General features: G+C 59.6%; 19 protein-coding genes and 2 pseudogenes. 4 read left to right on the top strand and 17 right to left on the bottom strand.

Annotated elements, in window-relative coordinates:
• The 10 genes and pseudogenes from istA to AKU94_RS01795 all read right to left on the bottom strand — a co-directional run.
• Window positions 1-612, bottom strand: a 612-nt coding sequence (gene istA / locus AKU94_RS01835; RefSeq protein WP_157056355.1) for an IS21 family transposase, incomplete at its 3' end; no start/stop codon positions are given.
• A gap of 113 nt (window positions 613-725) precedes the next feature.
• Window positions 726-1,076, bottom strand: a pseudogene (locus AKU94_RS01830) (DUF736 family protein); the annotation flags it as partial.
• Between the two features lie 124 nt (window positions 1,077-1,200).
• Window positions 1,201-1,503 (bottom strand): hypothetical protein, encoded by a 303-nt coding sequence (locus AKU94_RS01825; RefSeq protein ID WP_050525658.1) that lies wholly within the window; start codon window positions 1,501-1,503, stop codon window positions 1,201-1,203.
• Window positions 1,504-1,603: 100 nt separating this feature from the next.
• Complete coding sequence (locus AKU94_RS01820; RefSeq protein ID WP_050525656.1) at window positions 1,604-2,065, bottom strand: DUF6915 family protein; 462 nt, start codon at window positions 2,063-2,065, stop codon at window positions 1,604-1,606.
• Between the two features lies 1 nt (window position 2,066).
• Window positions 2,067-2,453: a DUF6878 family protein gene (locus AKU94_RS01815; protein ID WP_050525655.1), complete on the bottom strand. Its 387-nt coding sequence runs from the start codon at window positions 2,451-2,453 to the stop codon at window positions 2,067-2,069.
• A 122-nt stretch (window positions 2,454-2,575) separates the two neighbouring features.
• A complete protein-coding gene (locus AKU94_RS01810) occupies window positions 2,576-6,838 on the bottom strand; it encodes a strawberry notch family protein (RefSeq protein WP_050525654.1) in 4,263 nt (1,420 codons plus the stop codon).
• A 269-nt stretch (window positions 6,839-7,107) separates the two neighbouring features.
• Window positions 7,108-7,254, bottom strand: coding sequence for an antitoxin PaaA2 family protein (locus AKU94_RS19460; RefSeq protein ID WP_156505811.1), 147 nt, complete (start codon window positions 7,252-7,254; stop codon window positions 7,108-7,110).
• A gap of 573 nt (window positions 7,255-7,827) precedes the next feature.
• Window positions 7,828-8,295 (bottom strand): DUF411 domain-containing protein, encoded by a 468-nt coding sequence (locus tag AKU94_RS01805; RefSeq protein WP_050525653.1) that lies wholly within the window; start codon window positions 8,293-8,295, stop codon window positions 7,828-7,830.
• A gap of 101 nt (window positions 8,296-8,396) precedes the next feature.
• Window positions 8,397-8,906, bottom strand: a complete 510-nt coding sequence (gene lspA, locus AKU94_RS01800; protein WP_050525652.1) for a signal peptidase II — start codon at window positions 8,904-8,906, stop codon at window positions 8,397-8,399.
• Window positions 8,903-9,751, bottom strand: a complete 849-nt coding sequence (locus tag AKU94_RS01795; RefSeq protein ID WP_050525651.1) for a cation transporter — start codon at window positions 9,749-9,751, stop codon at window positions 8,903-8,905. Before AKU94_RS01795 ends, lspA begins: the two co-directional genes overlap by 4 nt.
• Window positions 9,752-9,807: 56 nt before the next feature.
• Here AKU94_RS01795 and AKU94_RS01790 point away from each other — a divergent pair, with 56 nt between their 5' ends.
• From AKU94_RS01790 to AKU94_RS01780, 3 genes are all read left to right on the top strand, one after another.
• Window positions 9,808-10,149: an ArsR/SmtB family transcription factor gene (locus AKU94_RS01790; RefSeq protein ID WP_050525650.1), complete on the top strand. Its 342-nt coding sequence runs from the start codon at window positions 9,808-9,810 to the stop codon at window positions 10,147-10,149.
• A gap of 356 nt (window positions 10,150-10,505) precedes the next feature.
• Window positions 10,506-11,966 (top strand): SEFIR domain-containing protein, encoded by a 1,461-nt coding sequence (locus AKU94_RS01785; protein ID WP_050525649.1) that lies wholly within the window; start codon window positions 10,506-10,508, stop codon window positions 11,964-11,966.
• A 277-nt stretch (window positions 11,967-12,243) separates the two neighbouring features.
• Complete coding sequence (locus AKU94_RS01780; protein WP_050525648.1) at window positions 12,244-13,368, top strand: DmpA family aminopeptidase; 1,125 nt, start codon at window positions 12,244-12,246, stop codon at window positions 13,366-13,368.
• Between the two features lie 277 nt (window positions 13,369-13,645).
• On the opposite strand, the gene AKU94_RS01775 is transcribed toward AKU94_RS01780, so the two are convergent.
• From AKU94_RS01775 to AKU94_RS01750, 6 genes are all read right to left on the bottom strand, one after another.
• A complete protein-coding gene (locus AKU94_RS01775; RefSeq protein WP_050525647.1) occupies window positions 13,646-14,164 on the bottom strand; it encodes a type II toxin-antitoxin system YhaV family toxin in 519 nt (172 codons plus the stop codon).
• Window positions 14,161-14,487, bottom strand: a complete 327-nt coding sequence (locus AKU94_RS01770; RefSeq protein ID WP_050525646.1) for a type II toxin-antitoxin system PrlF family antitoxin — start codon at window positions 14,485-14,487, stop codon at window positions 14,161-14,163. Before AKU94_RS01770 ends, AKU94_RS01775 begins: the two co-directional genes overlap by 4 nt.
• A gap of 129 nt (window positions 14,488-14,616) precedes the next feature.
• A complete protein-coding gene (locus tag AKU94_RS01765) occupies window positions 14,617-15,267 on the bottom strand; it encodes a DUF6927 domain-containing protein (RefSeq protein WP_050525645.1) in 651 nt (216 codons plus the stop codon).
• Window positions 15,267-15,860: a hypothetical protein gene (locus AKU94_RS01760; RefSeq protein WP_050525644.1), complete on the bottom strand. Its 594-nt coding sequence runs from the start codon at window positions 15,858-15,860 to the stop codon at window positions 15,267-15,269. Before AKU94_RS01760 ends, AKU94_RS01765 begins: the two co-directional genes overlap by 1 nt.
• Window positions 15,861-15,936: 76 nt before the next feature.
• Entirely contained in the window at window positions 15,937-17,919 is a 1,983-nt protein-coding gene (locus AKU94_RS01755) for a ParB/RepB/Spo0J family partition protein (protein WP_050525643.1), read from the bottom strand.
• Between the two features lie 155 nt (window positions 17,920-18,074).
• Window positions 18,075-18,464 carry a DUF3768 domain-containing protein gene (locus AKU94_RS01750; protein ID WP_050525657.1) on the bottom strand — a complete coding sequence of 130 codons (390 nt, stop codon included), beginning with the start codon at window positions 18,462-18,464 and terminating at the stop codon, window positions 18,075-18,077.
• 621 nt (window positions 18,465-19,085) lie between these two features.
• On the opposite strand from AKU94_RS01750, the gene AKU94_RS01745 reads away from it, so the two are divergent.
• On the top strand, window positions 19,086-19,412 hold the full coding sequence (locus tag AKU94_RS01745) for a hypothetical protein (protein WP_157056354.1): 327 nt from the start codon (window positions 19,086-19,088) through the stop codon (window positions 19,410-19,412).
• Window positions 19,413-19,809: 397 nt separating this feature from the next.
• On the opposite strand, the pseudogene AKU94_RS19865 reads toward AKU94_RS01745, so the two are convergent.
• Window positions 19,810-20,070, bottom strand: a pseudogene (locus AKU94_RS19865) (IS91 family transposase); the annotation flags it as partial.

The raw sequence follows: 20,070 nt of genomic DNA, 5'->3' as shown, positions 1-20,070 counted from the left end.
GTCGACGGCTGTCTTCATGTTGTCGTAGACGCCGCGCCCTGGAACACCCTCAAACACCCGGAAGCCATGCCAGTGGGCATCGAACAGCATCTCATGCGTTTGCAGCAGATAGGCCCGCACCAAGAAGGCGCGGCTGTGCGACAGCTTGATATGGGCGACCTGAAGCTTGATGCGCTCGCCGCCAAAATAGGCCCAGTCCTCGCTCCAATCGAATTGAAACGCCTCGCCCGGCTGGAACACCAGCGGAACGAAGACCCCGCGGTCAGTCGTGTGATATGCGCGTTGCCGTTCACCCTTCCAGTCCCGCACAAAGGCCGCAACCCGCTCATATGAGCCATCAAAGCCAAGCTGCACCAGATCGGCATGCATCTGCTTGGCAGTCCGCCGCTCCTTGCGTGATTTGCGCTGCTCAGACAGCAACCAGGCTGTCAGCTTCTCAGCATACGGATCCAGCTTGCTCGGCCGGTCCGGTCTCTGAAACTCGGGCTCGACAATCCCAGCCCGCAGATACTTCTTGATCGTGTTGCGAGATACGCCTGTACGCCGCGCAATCTCGCGAATGGGCATCTTGTCTCGCAGCGCCCATTTCCGAATAACCCTCAAAAATCCCATGTCTACCACTCCAATAGCCCCCAGCTGAATCAAGCAGGGGCAAGGTTGCACATGGGTCAATTCTCAATGACAATTTCTGCTGTTGCCGGGTCAGTTCTCAGTGACAATCAACAGGATTTCATCAGGCCGTTCGAGACCAGCGGGATGATCTCGAATTCGCCGCTTTGGGCCGCGCGCGCCTCTTTCGTCTGCACCGCGTTGACCCGGAAGGGGCCCAAGCCGACATCGATCTGCATCGAGATGTAGGGGTTGCCACTGGTATTGCCGGTCTCGTTCCAGGCCGTGCCGATGCGCACCTTGCGGCCTGTTTTGTTGACTGCCGTTACGTCAAAATCCGGGCTGCGTTCGGACATCTTGGCCCGCGCCTCCAACTGGATGGCGATGTCAAAGCGCGTCGAATGGATCATGCCGGTGTACTCGGCGGCTGCGGTCTCGACATTGCGGGTGAGGGTTCCTGCGAACATGGGATGGTTCCTTTTGGATTGGCCGGTGTCTGACGTCCTTGCCAGCGCATCCGGGATTGCATTCTCGACCCCTCGTGGGATCACAAATCAGAAAGCCTGCTTTCCTTTCAGCCCCGCCCACGGGTCAGAGCTGCTGTCCGAGTGGGAATGCCCCCGCGCCTCCGGGTGCTACGCCCCTCCCCTGCCCGTCTGGTCTTGATTGGTTGCCCGGATTTTCTGCGGCGTCCTTCGATTGCGCGACGAAGAACTCCGTTTCTTTTCCGTTCAACCGGTGACCGCTCCGGTCGGTCAGGCCGATGCAGCTGCCGTTCGGCACATAGGTGATGAGGTACTGACCGAGCCTGTCCTTGTGGACAACGTAGCCGGTATTGGCCCAATGCACGGTCTGCCCGGCATCGACCGCGGCTTTGATTTCATCGAGTGTCATGCGATCCTCCTCAAGAAGAATGGTGGGGAAACGACGCAAGAAGCCCGATCTTCCAACCGGGCTTCCATGCAGTATTCGTTTGGCAAACGGCCAAGAGCTGTCAGGCGCTTTGCGTGGCTTGCGTCGCGCGCGCCGCCATCCAATCCTTCAGGCCAAGAACCGTTCTTCCGGCGGCGACCTCGGAGGCCCAGGCAACCCTTGGGTCGCCGCAGGGCTCATCGCCGGAATGCCGGTCGATGTGGCCATTGGCCATCCATGGCTCAGGCTGTATCCGTCGCAGCCAGTCCGCCATGCTCGGGATGCGGCCCTGGCAGTCTTCGCGGACATGCTGTTCGCCGATCCAGCGCACGGGGATCTCTCGACAAGCGCTATTGGTCAGGGTCAAGCCGAAGACACGTTCGGCCTCAAACAGGCCTTGGGCATGGTGACGCAAGGCCCGGTGCGTGAAGAGCGCGAGGTGCTCTTTCGAAGCATCGAACCAGTCGTGTACAGCCTGATAATCGGACGGCGCCCCGCCGAATTTCCGAGCGGAGCTTTCGGCATGATGAAGCGGATGGGCCATCTCAAAGCCCCTCGTCATAGCTGTGCGAGCATTCGACATAGCGGTCCGCGTGATCGAGGATGATGCTGTCTAGTGCTATGTCCCAGGTCAGCGTGCCGTAGCCGCCCTCGTTGTTTTCGAACCCCGGATGATGGTGATAGGCAAGCGACCAGGCGAAATCGCCCACCTCAGTGGCAAGCGCCTCCGGCAGTTGGACCTCCGCAGGCTGCACCGTCACATCCTCGACATTGCCGGAATCGCCATAGCCTTCGTATTCGGCGGTGACCTCTCGGATGCCAAGCGCACGTAGTTGCGCGATCAGCTCCGCTCGGGATGCCTTCAAGGTGGTTTCGCGCTCTGCGCGCCACTGAGCCGCCAGCGCGGCATAGTCCATTTGGGGATTGGTCATGGGTCTGTCCTCCTTTCTGTAGTTGGGGGGGCCGGGCGTGGCATTGGTCTGCGCGCGCCCGGAAAGCGCAGACCGGGCAAACCCCGATCGGCGACGCCCGGCCCAAAGCCCTCTTTGACTTTTCAGGCGGCTTGTTCTGCCGCCTTGGTGGTTCCCTGCCCAACGATCCGGGCCAGAATGGTCCCCGTGTCGATCCCGTCCCCATGCGGTAGGAACACCCGTAGCTGGAATGCGATGATCTCAGTGAAACACCCCATGGCCTTGAGGCCTTCGATCATGCCCTTGTCCACGCCGCCAAGCTCGAGGCGCAACTCGCCTGCGACGCGGCGACGGGTCAGGGTGAGACCCCGGCCCAGATCGACAGGTACGGTGGTGCCGAGGGCGGCGGTCAGCATCTCCTGCGGCGTTTGCGGATTGGAGACGAGGAAGCGGGCGCGCAGCGCGGCCGCCCCTTCTTCGCTCAGCGTGCGCCCGATCATGGCGGCCGCCCCGTCCGGCGTGACGCGGTAGATACGCTCATTGGTGGTCGGAATGTTCTTCCAGATCGGCAGCAGCAGCCCGGTCAGCAGGTAGAGCTTGGTCGTGGTGGTTTTTGGCAGGGACGCAGCCTCGGCATCCCAAAGCCCTGCAAACTCAGGCTTGCCGATGTCTTCCCAGGCAGAGGACGCGAACCGCGTCTCCTCGAGGTAGCTGAACCCGTTGGGCCGCACGGCCTTGCGCATCAGTGTGACGATATCCTCGTCATACATCTGCATGGGCCGCGCCGAGATCAGCGCCGAGCGGCCGGAAGCGCGGTTGACCATGGGCAGCTTGTCGGGATTGCGCGACAGCGCGTCATCCGCCGACAGCACGTGGACCGGGTCGGTGACCTCCAGCCCGATGATCCGCGTCACCGCGCCGGATTTCGGGCAGGTCCAGAGATCCTCGGTGGAGACCTGTTCTATCTTGTCGCCGCGTAGGGTTTCTACGCCGAGATCGAGCGTGCCCGCCGCGCGCGCCCGATCCGTCTGATCGGCAATCCGGCGCATGAACTCGGCAAAGAGCGCGTTCTGCATGTGGATGGGAAGGGCCAGAACCCGGTTCAGAAACCGCTGGATCGGGGGAAGCTCCTCAAGGAGCACCCCGTCCTTGTCGATCAGCCGCAGGGCGGTCCAGTCGGTGAAGCTCTCGTAGCTCATCGCCTCAGCGTGCCCGGCGGCAAGATCGGCGAAATACCCACGCAGCGCCGCCCGTGCGATCGGGCTTTCGAGATTGTCCTCCTCGCGGAACATGCCCTGCGAGCCGGTCTCGCGCTGACCCTTGGTCAAGGCCCCCAGCTGGTCGAGGCGTTTGGCTATAGTCGACGTGAAGCGTTTCTCGCCATGCACATCAGAGGTGCAGACCCGGAAGAAGGGCGCGCTGACCTGGGCCGAGCGATGCGTGCGGCCGAGCCCCTGGATGGCCGCATCCGCGCGCCAGCCGGGCTCCAGCAGGTAGTGCCGCCGCCGTTTCTGGTTCTTCGCCGTTTGCGCCGCGTGATAGGACCGGCCCGTGCCGCCTGCATCGGAGAAGATAAGGATATCCTTTTCGCCGTCCATGAAGGCTTGGGTCTCGGACGAATTGCTGCTGGCGGCGCGCTTCTCGATGAAGAGATGACCATCCTCGGCCTTCAAAGGGCGGATGGACCGACCCGTGACCTCTGCGACGGCCTCGTCGCCAAAAGCCCAGAGGATCTGATCGAGCGCCGAGGGGATCGGGGCGAGCGTCATCAACTCCATCATTGCCGCATCGCGCAGGGCGAGCGCCTCGCGCGAGACAACGAGCGCGCCAGTTTCATCGCGGAGCGGCTCGGCCACCATGTTGCCGTCGATCTCGACCAGCTTTTGCGCATGGATTGGGAAGGCCTGTTCGAGGTAGCCGAGAACATTGTCGCGCGGCGTCAAGGCCCCCTCAACGAGTTCATCCTCCGGGTCCATCGCCTCAAGTCGGCGTTTGAGCAGGCTCTCACCTGTCGAGACAACCTGGATGACGCAAGCCTTGCCCGCCGCCAGATCGTCCTTGATGGCGTGGATGATGCTTGGAGCCTTCATGCCCATCAGGAGATGGTTGAAGAAGCGCTGCTTCGTGCTCTCGAAGCGGGACTTGGCCGAGGCGCGTGCGGCCGAGGCATTGGTCTCGCCCGAGGCGTCGTTGACGCCGGTCGCCGTCAGCGCGGCTTCGAGATTGTGGTGGATCGTCCGAAACGCACCCGCGTATGCATCGTATATCTTGATCTGGGCCGGGGTGAGCGCGTGTTCGAGCACGTCATACTCCACGCCGTCGAAGCTGAGGGCGCGGGCCGTGTAGAGCCCGAGCGTCTTGAGATCGCGGGCCACCACCTCCATGGCGGCGACACCGCCGGCTTCCATCGCAGAAACGAAGCTCTCGCGGCTTGGGAAGGGGTATTCGGGGCCCTGCCCCCAGAGCCCCAGCCGCGCGGCATAGGCCAGGTTGTGCACGCTCGTGGCACCCGTGGCCGAGATGTAGAAGACGCGGGCGCGGGGTGCTGCCAGTTGCAGCCGCAGGCCAGCAAGGCCCTGCTGGGAGGGTTTGACCCCCCTGCCCTGCTCGGACCCGGCCGCGTTCTGCATGGCATGGGCCTCATCAAAAGCGAGGACGCCTTCGAACTCCGCGCCCATCCAGTCGAGGATCTGGCTCAGTCGCGTGGTGCCGCATTTGCCCGCGGACCGCAGCGTGGCGTAGGTGACGAAGAGAATACCGTCACCCATAGGGACGGGCTGGTCCGGTTTCCATTTTGAGAGCGGCTGGATGTCGGCGGGCGAGCCGCCGAGATCGGTCCAGTCGCGGATGGCGTCCTCGATGAGCGTGGCGGATTTGGAGACCCAGATCGCCTTTCTGCGACCGGCCAGCCAGTTCACGAGAATGAGCCCCGCGCATTCGCGCCCCTTGCCGCAACCGGTGCCGTCGCCGAGGAAATAGCCGAGGCGATAGGCCCGTGCATCCGGGTCATCATCGGCGCGCGTCAGCTTGGTCTGGTCGTCATCGATCGCGAACCGACCCGGCAGGTCGCGCCGATGGGCGTCATGCGCCATGATGATGGTTTCCAGCTGCGCCTCGGAGAGATGTCCCTCCTCGATCAACCGTGCGGGCAGGCGCAAGTCATCACGGCCCGTATTTGAGGGCATGGGCGGGGCAACCGAGGCCATGGCGATGCTTTCAACGAGCGGCGTGGGATGTTCCTGCGCATCCGCAATCTCGATCCGTTGCGGACGGTAGCGCGCATAGATGTCCGAGATGGGCATGTTGTTGCGCGGGGTCTGAAGGCTCGTGAAGCTGAGCGGACGGACGGCATTGGCCCTGGCTGTGGGGGCGGTGATAACACCGGCAGCGGTCTTGCGCGGGACAAATGATCGAACGGTCGGCCGAGCATGAGGGATCGCTTCAACCCGTTGGGCCGGGCTCATCTCGGTCCGTGTTGCGGCCACGGCATCGACAAATGGAAGGGCTTCATCCAGATCGCACAAAGTGGCGCGGATCATCTCGCCGCCCTCCTGCACCTTGTCGAAGACCATCAGCTGGGTTTCGACAGAGGTGCCGAGCTTGCGGTAGACCTGCCCCGGCATCGTCAGCGCCAATCGTGGCGTCAGGAGACCGCAGGCGCGGGACCAATGCGCGGCATCGCGTTCGGGCGTGAACCCCGGCGGCATGATCGCCACCAGGCGCCCACCTGGTGCCAGGCGCTTTGCAGCCGCAATGAGATGTTTGGCAGCGATGTGCTTGTCGCGGGATCGGTCGACCGAGGAGGCGAAGGGCGGATTCATCACCACGACGTCGGGTAGAACCGGCGTCTGAAGCAGATCGTCGATATGCTCGCCGTCATGGCCCGTCACATCGCCACCAAAGACCGCGCGCAAAAGGCTCTGGCGAAAGGGGTCGATCTCGTTGAGCACAAGGGTGGCACCGGCCCGGGCGGCGAAAGCTGCCAGGGCACCGGTGCCAGCCGAGGGCTCCAGCACGGTCTCGCCCTTGCGAACGGCTGCCGCCCGCAAGGCTAGCGCCGCAAATGGCAGCGGCGTGGAAAACTGCTGTAGCCGGATCTGCTGCTCTGACCGGCGGGTTTCCGTAAGGAGACGTGAGGCGAGGAGTTTTACGTTGGCGATGTCTGCTGTGGCACCGGCCCCACGCAGAAGCACCTGGATGGCCGCTGCCTGCATCATGTCATAGGCCATGCGCCAGTCCCAGGCGCCACCGGCATCGCTGCCATGAAACGTCTCGCGCATGATACGCGCGAGCGCTGAGCTGCGCAGGGGTTGGTGGTGGATCTCTGTGCCGATAAGCGCTAGCGCAGAGGCGAGATCGGCTTCGGAGATTGCGAGAGCCGGGTTGGCCGTTCTGGGTTTGGACATGGGGGTTTTCCTTTGAATCAGGGTCTGAGTTCCAAAGGACAAAAAGCCCGCTCTACACTTTTTGTGGTTTCCGCCGAAAGCTATGACGGAGGTTGGGCAACGAGAGTGAGTGCAGAATTTCAGATCACGAGCGCGACCCGCCCTTGTCCGAATCAAAGGCTAAGTCACGCAGCCGATCGGCAAACACTTTTTTGACAGAAGAAGCGGCGGCAACCCACCAAAACACCCCGAAACGCACAAAGGTACCAGGTAAGACCAGAACGCACTGTTCAAGACTGTTGGCGGCGCTTCTCATCAATCACCGCCTGCACAAGATTCATCACGTAGGAATGCGGTGTCGCGGCCTGCTGGTCATTCAGCGCCTCCTTCACCTTGGACCGAAACCAGGCATCATGGGACGTCATCTCAGCGGTCACGGCAATGGTCCTCGAGGCGCCTATCCAGAAATTCGCCTAGGTCTCTCGGCATAACTGCAACGCTCAGAGCGACCCGAGATCGGCGGTAGGGAGAATGGACCTTGGACAGATTGACTTTGTCGCAAGCCTGTTTGCGGTCTGAAGGCTGTTTCGACTCGGATTCCCCGTTCACGCGATGATCGAACGTTACAGCAAAACTTCCCGGACGATAAGACTCTTGAGATCTCTACATTATGGGGATGACCAAAACATCTGCGCACAGACGCCCCTTCACACCATTGCCGACGTTGGGGCGGGATGCCGCGAAGGTCTCAAACGAGCCCACTTCGACAGATGCTGCAGAATAACTGAATGGCCGCTTCTCGGTCTTTGCTGTGCACTATTTTTGCGGTTGCCTTGTTCAGGCTTTTTCGGTGTGTCTTCCGTTGCGCGGAACCCAACCAGAATGCGGCTGTTCATGCCGCCGCCTTCAGATCGGAACGTGCATCACCGTTTTTGGATAAGTTCTGTCAGAAGGACACAATCAAAACGGTCATTTCTCATAAAGACTCTGACCCAGAGGTCATTGGAGTTCTAAGCTGCGGAATAGCTCGTAAAGACCTCGCTGCTACCATCCCGGCGGATCAAGAACACATCATAAGCTTCACGCTGATCTTCTGGGCCCATTCCAGGCGACCCATAAGGCATGCCAGGAACAGCGAGACCGACAGCATCTGGCCGTTCAGCCAACAGGCGGCGGATGTCGGCAACCGGCACGTGACCTTCGATCATGTAACCCTCAATCTCGCCCGTGTGGCACGATATCATTCTTTGCGGGATGCCATTGTCCAGCTTGTGACGCATCATGAGGGTCCCAAAGCTCCGCTCCTCGGTGACGCGAAAGCCCTCCTGCCTAAGAATGGCGACCCAGGCGCGACAGCAGCCGCAATTAGGGTCTTTGAGAACGTGGATTGTTGGTGCAGCTTGCGCAAATGCCGCAAGCGGCGCGGCGCTGGCAATGCCAGCGACGGCGGTCAAAATTTGGCGGCGCGTTATGTGCATCGCATTTCTCCTTTTGAATAGCATGCCTTGGGCGGGACTTGGGTTGCGCAGTTGGGCGAACGTGCTGTCGAAGCCCTTTGCGGATGGTATGCGGACATCGTTTATCTCCCCGTGATATTTCCCTCGCGTTGGTCTTGTTCCTGATGTCCCGGCTTGTCTTTCGTCGCGCGAAAGCCGTCCCAGAACAGCAGTGCCGCCCCACAGAAAATCGCCACGTCAGCGAGGTTGAAGGACGGCCAGTGGTATGTTCCGAAGTGAAAATCCAGAAAGTCAGGGACCGCCTGATAACGCAGCCGGTCGATGACATTGCCGAGCGCACCGCCGATGACCAGACCGAGAGCAGCAGCCGTCAGCCTGTTCGGCGCGCGCCATAACCAGATCAGCAGCCATGCCATGATCGCGGTAGCAAGCACGACGAGACCCCACCAGGGCACGATCCCACCGAGCATGCCGAAGCTGACCCCATCGTTCAGGACACGAACGAGATTGAGAAAGGGCAGAACCTCGACCCCATGCTCAAGCGCCGGGGTGTTCAGGGCAAGCGCCTTGGTGCCCTGATCGAGACCGAAAGCTGCAATCGTGCAGACCGCCCCCAGAATGCGGCTGTTCATGCCGCCACTTTCAGATCGGAACGCGCATCGCGGATGATCGCCCAGGAAGAATGCAAGAACAATCCTGCGATGCCGAAGGCGACGATTCGGTCGGGCCATGCGCTACCCAGCCAAAACACCAGACCGGCGGCGATAACGACTGCCGCATTGCCGATGGCGTCGTTGCGCGAAAACAGCCAGACGGCACGCATGTTCGCGTCGCCTTTGCGGAATTTCAGCAGGGGCAACACGGAGATGACATTGATGACAAGAGCAATAAGGCCCAGTATCCCCATCAGAGTGGCGTCTGGCGGTGTCGGCTCGAATGCCCGTATGATGGTTGTGCCAAGGACGCCAAGACCGAGCAAGCCGAGAAAGATGCCCTGAATCAGGGCTGATCGCGCTCGCCAGGCGAGGCTCCAGCCGATGGCCAGAAGTCCGAGGAAGGTAATTGCGCCATCGCCGATGAAATCGAGCGCATCGGCCTTCACAGCCTGCGATCCGGAGATGAACCCGCCGACCATCTCGATGACACCATAACCAACGTTTAGGATTACGACGATCCAGAGCGCGCGTCGGTAGGCCGGGTCCTGATGGGCCGCACCTTGCTGAATATCCTCGTCGCTCTCGATACGGTCAAACCCATACCCAGTTGTCTCAACGGCTTTTTCGATCTCCGGCAACCGCGCTTCAGGGGCCTTCAAGGTCATGATATGGGTCGCCGCCGACACTTTCACCGCGTCGGGCGCGACCCCGGCAGACTGCGCCGCTCGTTCAATCTGTGCGGCGTCCTTGGCGCAATCCATGCCGGAGACGCGGTAACGGAAGGATGGAATATCTGCTATCGCGTTTTCTGCGTTGGCCATGGTCGCAGTTCTCCTGCTAAAGTGGATCAAAGGATAATATATCAGTGAGTAATGATATGACGCAGATCGTTACCGACCGCAAGACCGCTACCATTGAACAACGCGCAAAGCTTTTCCGCGGCTTCGCCGACCCAAGCCGCTTGGCTATTCTCGGTGCCTTGTGCGGGGGGCCGCTGGTTGTTCACGAACTCGTCGAACGCACGGAATTATCGCAACCAAACGTTTCCAACCATCTCCGATGTCTTTTGGATTGTGGGCTTGTCGCCAGCGACCGCGATGGACGCTTCATTCGCTACCGTATCAGCAGCCCGCGCATTACAGCCCTTTTGAATGATGTGGACGCACTTCTGGAATTGGTCGCAGAGGGTGTTGAGGCGTGCGGCAACTATCGCGAGTGACAAACGGTCGTTTTGGCAGCAAAGAAAGCTGGTCATAAACCTGCCAAGGCCGAAGCGGTTACACTTGCAGGTTCTGCCGACGCTAGGTCATGCATCCCGGAGGACGTAAGATTGGGGGGCATCCACCATTCGTTGAACGGTCCGCCGAACCGGACGTTGGCGCATCCGCAGCGAAATCACCATTTGTCCGCACTGTGTGAGCTCATGCGCCGTGCAACGAGCGACCGCTTTGGGATATCGACCTTCCCAAAAACGAGGGTTTTAGGAACAGCCTTACCTATGAATCGTTACTCTCTGGTCACGAGACACTACTTTAGGTTAAATAAACCTCTATAGAATCAATCGTGAAGCTCTCCATGTCCGATATTCAACCAGCCGCGCCAAAGGCGTTTATCTCCTACAGTTGGAGTAGCTCAGACCATGAAGCTCGGGTCTTAGATCTTGCGACCGACCTTCGTTCGGCTGGAGTTGATGCAATCCTTGACAAGTGGGATCTGCGCGAAGGCCAAGAGTCCACTGCTTTTATGGAGCAGATGGTTACTGATAAAGGCATTCAGAAAGTCATAATCGTCTCTGACCGAGTTTACGCTGAGAAATCAGACCAGCGTTCCGGTGGCGCAGGAACCGAAGCGCAGATCATATCCCCAAAGCTCTATAGTGGCGAAGACGAAGGCAAGTTCGTCGCGCTTGTGTTTGAGCGGGATGAACACGGAAACGCCTGCTTGCCTACTTACTATACGTCGCGTATTTTTATTGATTTTACGGATTTGACCAGAGCGACAGATAGCTTCGAGCAGCTTGTCCGTTGGATTTTTGACAAGCCACTTTACAAGAAGCCAGACGTAGGGCGTCCGCCAGCCTACCTGAAATCAGATGAAGCGACGATCACGCTTGCCACGAGCGCGGCGCACCGTCGGGCAATGGATGCTGTTCAAAATAGCAAACCACATGCCTTTGCCGCGACGCAAGAGTACTTAGAAACCCTGACTGATCAGCTAGAGGCATTCCGCATCAATGTCGAAACTGATCCACTGTCAGACGAAATATCAAGCAATTACGCTGCATTTCTACCATATCGGGATGAAGCAATAACGCTGGTGCGTGCAATTGCTCGAGCAGAACCTGAAACCCGTTACGGAGATGCGTTACACGCTTTTCTCGAACGGTTCATTCCCTATTTCCACGCGACGCCAGAGAGTGGCAGGCATCGCAAATTTGATTTCGATAACTACAAATTCTTTGCACACGAACTCTTGCTGTATTTCTGTACGATTGCGATGACTGATGGCCGTTCTGACCTATTCGATGCAATCACTGGACGACCCTATTACGACGCCGTGCGTGGAGAGAACGGCGGTAACGCAGTGGGAACTTATGACGTGTTTTTCTTTCACGACAGCCTCCTTGACCATCGCAATAAACAACTAGAACTAAGGCGCCATTCGCTTCATGCTGATCTTCTCAAGGAAAGGGCTGCGGGAAGCGGATTTAGGTTCGAACAACTAATACAAACTGACTTTGTTCTGTTTCTGCGCAACCGCCTGCTCCACGCAGAATCCTACTACTTCTGGTTTCCGGTTACGATGTATCTTCTCTCCTATGGCCATCGCCCGTTTGAGATATTTGCTCGTGCTCAGTCGACACGAGAACTTATGCGCTTGCTCCCTCTGCTTGGGATTGAAGATCGCGTGCCACTTGACGAGTTGGTCAAGGTATATTCTGACGATCCGCAAAAAGCGCCACGTTTTAACGATGGATGGGATTGCCTAGATATTGGGAGGTTGACGGGGCACGATCAGCTAGGCTCTCGACCTTAACCGCCAGCGCACGCGCTCCAAAAACCACCGTTTTTGACCGCGTGGTTCTGACGGGGGGTTTCTGTCCGGCTCCGGACGTTCAGACGCGCGCGGCGAGCGGCAGGTTCGAGCCCAAAATACCGGATGCTGCGGACTCGTCGAACGTCCTGTCTAGCCAGGTGACTTCAAGCAAATCGTCAATTCGGTCTTAGCGCGTGCCTACCGAAATTGAGGGTTTGAGATGCAGGTGATTTCTGATCTAGGCTGACGAGATCAATTCATCAGGTAGCAAAACAGCATGATAAATGAGACAAGTGACCTTGCCCGGTCTGAAAGGCCCAAAACGCTGCGGGCCAGAACACTCGGTCTGAAGCTCGACGGTAGCACAGGGCAGTGGAATTCGATTACAGATGTCGAAGGTGTTTCAGTTGGGTACACGACGCTGATCAGTGGCAGCGGCGCACTCGAAGTCGGTTCTGGGCCAATTCGAACCGGGGTGACAGCCATCTTGCCCAGACCGACAGATCAGCTTTGCGATCCAGTAATGGCAGGCATATTCAGTTTGAACGGAAACGGAGAGCTTACCGGGTCGCACTATATCGAGGAAACTGGAAAGTTTTCCTTGCCTATAGCTATTACGAACACGCATTCCTGCGGTCTTGCACGTGATGCGGTCATCAAATGGGCTGCCGCAAGGTTCCCTGATGTCTATGCCGACGGATTTGCGCTTCCGGTCGCCGCCGAAACCTATGATGGATTTCTGAATGACATCAACGGGTTTCACGTCACAGACGCACATGTAATTTCCGCAATCGAACATGCCACGACTGGCCAGATACAAGAAGGCAGCGTTGGTGGCGGCACGGGGATGAAGTGCTTTGGTTTCAAGGCTGGATCAGGGACTTCCTCGCGGTTGGTGCAGTTTGATGGCCACACTTATACGGTCGGCACATTTGTACAGGCCAACTTTGGCGGCCGGACAGACCTGACCGTACTGGGCTATCCTCTGGGTAAAGAGATGAAAGAACCCGCTATGGTCAGGAATACTCATGACCCTGATTTAAGTTCGATCATCGTCGTAGTCGCGACTGACGCGCCAATTCTGCCGCATCAACTGAAGCGTTTGGCGCGCAGGGCGACGCTTGGGGTCGGCAAAACCGGCGGCATTGGCCGACACGGGTCCGGAGACATCTTCTTGGCATTCTCGACAGGGAACACAGTTCCGGATTTTCGCGCTTCCGAGCGCTTGCTTCGCCTTGAGATGGTACCGGATGAACATCTTGACAGGTTCTTCGAGGCGGTCGTCCAATCCACTGAAGAGGCGATACTGAACAGTATGATCGCAAATTCGGACATGACCGGTCGCGACGACAACTTTGTGCCAGCAATTCCACACCGAGAACTCTTGCGCGTAGGATTGTAGGTCCAAGGGGATAGCCCCCCGACCAGCCACAAAGCCGACCTTGGATCAACAGCGTCGAATTCACACTTTGTCCGCATCTTACCAGTTAGTACACGATGCAGCGAACGGCAGGTGTACGGATAGGGAGGGACTTCTGAGAATTTCATCGTACCAGCCATATGACACACCAATGTCGCCTATTTCACTTGGCCCAAGTATGACGGCGATTGAAACGCATAATGCCCACTCACTGGCAGCCTTAGCGTGGGAATCCGCCCCTTCGGGCATTCGACCCCACTTACCGATCGGGCGCTGCTTCAAGGGACGTCTCGAACCGCTTGTTCGCCGCCGCTGCTTCTTTCAAGAGCGCGTCAAAATTGTCAGGTGGATTGCCATCTTCCAACATCCCTTTGAACGTCGCATAGGCATCCGTCTTGCTGCCGTAGGCGCGCAGGGTCTTGTCGTCGTTCACCCAGGCCACCACGATGACCTTCGCATCGCTGTTGAAGCGGTAGAACAGCCGATACTGCTGGAAGAATTTCGCCCGGAACCAGTGCTTGCGGTGATCGCCGAGTGTGCCGCCTTGCCGGAAGGCGGCGGCACCCGGATCCGCCGGTATGGCCTCGGTCACCAGCTTGAAGATGGCGGCCAGCCGTTTCGTGGAATTTTTCTTGCGCCAAGTCTTGGGATCGCGTGCCTTACGCGCCTCGACCTCCAGGGTCAGCCCTTCGAGCTGGTCCAGAAAGAGCGGATGCGCATAAATCGACCATCCATTCACGACAAGGGGCGCTCGGGCGGGCACGCTATCGCCGGTCATTCATCCTCGAGCGATAGCGGTGCATCGAGATCGACGTCAACGTCTCTGACCAGTGATGCAAGACGGTCATGCAAAGCGCCATCGAACGCCCGAATGCGGTCCGGATGCGCCTTGATATCGGCTTCGACAAAATCGAGAAACGTGCCGAGCGCTGGATCATCCTCTTCGGCGCGTACGGGCTCGATATAGACCCTGCCACTCGCCTCGGTGCAGTAGCGAATCCGGTCGCCCTTGCCCAGCTTGAGTTGCTTGCGCACACCCGCCGGCACGGTCGTCTGATACCGATCCGTGAGTTTCGAGACATCTTGTGCGAGCGCTGTCATGGCAGTCTCCTGAAAGAAAGGGGGTCTTTGCTGCCTGTGATAGGTAATGCACTTGCATTGCCTTGTCAAGACAAGCCGCAGCATCTGCTGTCGCCGGGCAGGCCGATAAACCGTCCGGCGCAGCACCTATTATCGCCCCGCCAGAAACTCCGCCAGCACTGGGCTGGCCGCACCCTTCGCGGAGCTGAGCAACTCCGAGCCCACAAGCGAAGCTTTCGAAAGGCGCACAAGGCCGCCGGTTTCCTCGATGCGGTAGCAGCGGCGTTTTTGCCGCCCCCGCCTGTAGTGCGTCGCAGTGACGATCTGGCAGGTGCTGCCATCGGTGAGCGTCACAGGGGTGGCGAGCCTGATCTTGTCGCCTTCCTGGTAGTCTGGGATCGCAGCCCAATCCCGGCAGCGCTGACGCCAGTCCTGGGCGTAGCTGTCCGGGTTTTTCAGGTCGGAGAGAAGCTCGATCAGCCCAAGCGGAGCACGAGATTCGTTCGGGCCAGCGCTTTCCTCCATGTCCTTGTAGCCCCAGCAGCCGTCATCGTATCGGGTGAGGAAGACAGCCCCGAAAGTGATGGAGCCATCCGCATCGGTGACATAGGTCGTGTCTTCGACAGGGGTGCCGTCGAGATTGGTGACCTTTGCCGCCGCGTACCAAGTCGAACCCACCTTGCACGCTTTGACCAGTTCCGTCTTGCGCGTATCGCCATGAGAGGTGCAGAGCCGGACGATTTCCGCTTTTTCGTCCGCGTAGGTCTGGACGCGGCCGTCGGTGTAAAAGAGCCAACCCATCACGCCGCCCTCCGGTCATCGATTTCCATCAGCGCATCGAGCGGCACGCGGTAGGGCTGCATGGCGTCGAAATCCTCGCAATTGCCGCAGTTCTGCACGATCGCGAAGGTGTCGCAGGCATCCTTGAGGATGACCCGGAAGGTGCCGCCGAGGCCCGAGGGCACTTCGTAGGTCCCGCCGATGAGATAATCCGAGGCCCGGCGCACGAAGACGCGGATGCTGTGGCCATCGGTGGCGAGCCGGATGGCCCCTCGCCCCCGGTCGATGAGCACCTGCACGTCATCCAGGATGTCGGTGTAGAACTGGCCGGTCAGATCGCGAAACGCCATGCGGCGCTGCGCCATCCAGTCGGTGTCCCGAAACGGGTTCATGCCGTCGGCGAAGGCGAAAGAGGGATCGGCCTGTTCGGTGGTGACGATTCGGGTGGTCGTGCCATCGATGCCGTTCGAGCGCAGATGCACACCATTGCCGACGATCAGGATCAGGGCGGGCTTGTCCACGGGCCCGTTCCAGTTGGGCAGGAAGGTTTTGCAGGCGCGCGCATGTGCGATTTGCGCCGCAACAGCGGAGGCAGAGAACTTGAGAATAGCCATGGGGATGTCTTTCGGTTGAGTGTGGGAGGGTCGACCCGCGCGGGTGGCATGGTCCACGCGCGGGTCGCGTGATGGCTCAGGCCGCTTGCGCGACCTCGCCGTCAGACTCCGGGGTTTCCGCGATGGGCTCCGCCTCATCAAAGGCGATGCCGGCGGTCTGCATCTTCGGCGGGCACCAGGCGGCCACGGCAGCGCGCTGCGCGTCCGTGAGCGTAGCGAAGGGCTCTGCAAAGAGCTTGTCGCAGAAGGCGACGATCTCTTTCTTGCTCGACGAGGCCAGCGTCACAGCCTCCTGGGCGAGACCCAGATCGTCGCCGAGGATCTTCAGCAGCCAGGCCTTCTTGAAGCGGTTGAACAGCGCCGCGTTCGGCGTCCAATGCGCGCGGATATCGGGCATGATCTCGATTTCGAAATCATGCATCAGACTGTCACGCTGGCGGTCCCGCGCGAAGCAGGACTGCGTGGTGCTGGCCGTGGCATAGGCGACGAGCTTGGCCTTCTCGCCTGCCTCCAGCGCGCGAAACGCCGCGAACTGATCGGCGGGCGCGCGGGTGTCATCGAGCCAGGACAGATCAAGCGCATCATGCGCCGCCGCCACCTGCTCAAGCGAGGTCTCGTCGATCTCGTCCATCTTGGCATGGCTGCGGTATTCCTTGCGGGCATCGATCTTGATCGCCTGCGTGACACTCATGCCGCTGGCCAGAACGTCACTGACCAGCTTGAAGAGCGTCAGATCGAGCGTGGCTTCCGGATGCAGCGCCATCGCGGCCCCAAGCGCCATGGCCCGCTCGGTCATGAGGTCCTCAGCCAGTGAGGCTGGGTAGGTGATTTCGCCGGCGTCCGGGGCCTCCTCCGCGGTCGGGCTTGCCGAGGAGCCGCGCGCGCCCTCCTCTTTGACGGTGTCTTCCGGGCGGACGAGACCCACATGGAGCGTCACCTGACCATTCGACCACGAGGCGATTACCCCAGACTGCGCGAGGTCCTCGGCGCTGTAGGCCTCCTGCAGATCGTGGGCTTCCTCTTCCAAGGCATCCACGCGGTCGTAAAGCGCGTTGTAGGCACCGTCCTCGAGCCCCTCATTCTCCATCTCGAGCTGCAATTTCTCAAGCTCGGCGGTGATCTCATCCACGCGCTTCAGGGCAGCTTCATCAGGTTCGATCGGGCCGGGATAGACGCGGCCGTAGTCGGCCATGGTCGCGTAATCATAGCGGACCATCGCATCGGCCCAAGCAAAGCCCAGCCTCATACGGGCGTCCTCGGCGGCTGCACCGAGCTTCTCAAGCAGGATGGTCTCGACCAGCGCCGCATCCTCGAGCACGGAATGCTCTTCCAGAAGGTCAGCCGCGACGGCGCCGCCGCGGGCCTCGTAGTCCGCGCGCACGAAAGCCCCGATATCATCGCTGACCTGCACACCGCGGGATTTGAGCGCCTGACGGACCGTGTAGGCCTGCAGATAGCCGCCGTCTTTTGTGAGCGCCTCGAAGACCTCGCGCTGCGCCTCCTGGCTCGGGTGCTCGGCGAAGGCTTTCATCGTGTCGAGCGTGATCACCTTGCCCCGGGCCGCGGCGCGGATGTCGGGGTGGATAAGGCCATAGCGCAACCGGCCTTTCACGGCCGCCACCGTGGCGCCGAAGGTCTTTGCGATCGTCTCGGGCGTCTGGCCGTCGACCTCCATCATCCGGGCGAAGGCCTCGAACTCGTCGATGGCATTCATCGGTGCCTGGGTGATGTTCTCGGCGAGCGACAGCGCCGTGGTGACGTCGCACTCCTCCGGCACGAGGCGGCAGTCCACCTTGGTCTTCGCCGTGAACCCCTTGGCGGCCTTGTCTGCGACCAGCTCCTTCAGCGCGGCATGGCGTCGGCCACCAGCGAGGACAGAGTATTTGCCGTCGAGCTTCTGGACCAGGAGCGGCTGCAGGAGGCCCAGCACAGCGATGCTGGCCTTCAGATGCGCGATGTTCTCGGGGTCATAGGTTTCCGGCGCGTTGCTGCGCACATTGGCAGGATGCGGGACCAGATCGCCGATGGCGACGGTGAGAGGGGCAAAGCTTGTGGTCATGGGATATCCTTCCAGGTGGGTGAGGTGTGGCCCGCGCGCTTGCGCGTGACCAATCCCCGGCTTCAGGGATCACCACGACAAAAGGCCCGCTTTCCCTTTGAGGGGTCAGTGGGCCTTCATCGCCTGGGGTGTCAGGAGGGGAGTCCCCTGCCCTTTTACCAGTCGCGCGCCAGCATGATGGTCAGCACGCGCATGGTGGTGGCAGGATTGTCCGGGGTCTCAGCGCCGTAGCGGAAATCCGAATCTGCCTCATAGAGATCGATCTTCCAGAACACGGTCTCGCCCCGGATCTCGACCGCCCCGAAATCGTGCCAGCCCTCGGGATCATTCTCAGGCTCGAATGTATCGAACGCACCGGTCGCCTTCACCGCCTCGGCCATGAAGCCGTCACCGGCCTCCATAAGCGAGCGGGTGACATGCATCCGGCCCTGGATGGGCTGCGCGGGCGGCACGCCAAGGCACGCGAGCTTGCGAAACGCGTCGTTCTGCGCCGCGATCACGGTCGGATCCGGACGGTCTGGCTGGGGTTGAAGGGTCATGGGCATGGGGATCTCCTTTGAGAGGTTTGAAACACCCTTCCCAAAGCCCGCTTTCTCTTTTCCGCCGGTCGGAAGGACCCGTCCAAACCTGCCCGAACCAAACAGTTCCAATAGTCCGCTCAGCGGACAAAGTGAGCTTTCGCTGCGGCTGCGCCAATGACCACTCTTGAATCTCACAGGTCAGGCATAGATACAATGTCTTCGCAAACGCCTCGATCAATCAGAGAGCCGCGTAACAGCCCTGCTATCCGCACCGACAAGGCGAAGCTGGGTACCTTGGATAATTAGGAACGAAAAATGAGATTATTTGGCGGCATTAAAGATACATTTAAAAAGAGCGAGGCGGCGGTTATCGTTCAAAACCTCTTGGAGATGCAGCAAAAAAGTGGGCTTTTTGATAGCGACCCGGCATGATCTGCAACGAGCTTAGTTGATGCTGTATGGACGAAGAACCCCCACCTGTTCGATGGACGGTTTGGCCAGAGACCGCACAAAATTTCACTAGCTGCTTCAGCATTTTCAAACGCAATAGACGTTCTTGAGGTTGGGAACCCAAACAGCAACTGCTTTGCGATGTGCCTCGGTAACATCCTCAACGAGGTGTCCGTAAACGGTAAGCTGTATCCGTTGAACAATCTGGATATGGATTTGCTCGACACCGCCTCTAAAACTTTCACCCGAATTTCCGAAGAGTTCGCCGCGTCTCCGCTAGGTCAGGAGATTGACAACCTGATGAACCAAAACGAGGACGGCTGGGACGAATGGTTTGATCGATACAAAGTTGCTGCAGGGAAACAAAATCCGGTACTAGCACCTGATGAAAAGGGCTTTTCGTTGATCGACATTATGGATGATGAGCCAACCAAACGAGCCTTTCGTGATGGCGTTAACCCAGAAAATTTGGGGAAGATGTTTGCAGAACAGTTCGACATTACAAAAATGGGTTTTGAATGATGCAGGGGCACAATTTCCCGAAAGCCGTCATTCGCCATCTCGCAGAAACCCGCAACTATGGTGAAGGTTTTCTGATGCGGGTCGCGGCGGCACGTTGCGCACTGGCGAGACCACGACCCGCGTTGGAAAACCTCCCAAGGTGGAAGCCGTGGGGATCTTGGACCCGTCTATGGGGAAAGTGTACAGTCGGTTAGGGCAACCGTTGCATCAGGGGTGCGGCTGAAGGTGCGTATGGTGCCCGATACGCTCGCATGCACGGCTAAGGATGCCGACAAAGCTGTTTGTTTCGGTGTCATTGCCGCTTCGTGCGACGCTGGAAGTGAACAAGCACAGGCTGTTAGGACCAAGTCTGCGGATTGCAGCTGGTGGATTTCCGTGACGAGTGACAGGCGATTTGTCATGCGGCCTGCTCCCTTGGCGGTGCTCGTGATGACGGCTTTTGCCCGCGCCGGAAGATTTCGACGATGCGCATGGGGCCGCCGCAACAGGGGCATGGTTCGCGCAGGGTGAGTGAGACGATCTCGGCGTCGGGTTCTGACGCAGGGGTCTGTTCGGGGCGCTGGACGCAGAGCAATGTGCGGATCTTCGTGATGTTTGCCTTGCGGGTCGAACTGGCCAGCAGGCCGTAGTGCCTGATGCGGTGTAACCCGTCAGGCAG

The organism is Pseudorhodobacter aquimaris (genome assembly GCF_001202025.1).
In the GTDB taxonomy this organism is placed as follows: domain Bacteria; phylum Pseudomonadota; class Alphaproteobacteria; order Rhodobacterales; family Rhodobacteraceae; genus Pseudorhodobacter; species Pseudorhodobacter aquimaris.
Note: the sequence above shows the minus strand (reverse complement) of the source record. Positions and strands in the feature narration are given on the sequence as shown.